We start from the raw sequence: 202 nt of genomic DNA on the forward strand, positions 1-202 counted from the left end.
TCAGCGGCGGGGAAAAAGCGTTGGCGATGTACATTCCGCTGTTTGCGGCGGCGTATTCACGCTATCAAGAAGCAGGCGATGATGCGCCGTACATCATCTCGCTTGATGAAGCGTTCGCCGGCGTCGATGAAAACAACATCCGCATGATGTTCGGCCTTGTTGAACAGCTCGGCTTTAATTACATCATGAACTCGCAGGCGCT

The 202-nt window shown here is 53.5% G+C and carries 1 protein-coding gene; it reads left to right on the forward strand.

The features are described from left to right. Positions 1 to 202 (forward strand): SbcC/MukB-like Walker B domain-containing protein (locus VU18_RS16010; protein ID WP_047758512.1); only part of this gene is annotated, 202 nt, incomplete at both ends.

It is taken from the genome of Geobacillus sp. ZGt-1, from assembly GCF_001026865.1.
Classification (GTDB): domain Bacteria; phylum Bacillota; class Bacilli; order Bacillales; family Anoxybacillaceae; genus Geobacillus; species Geobacillus thermoleovorans.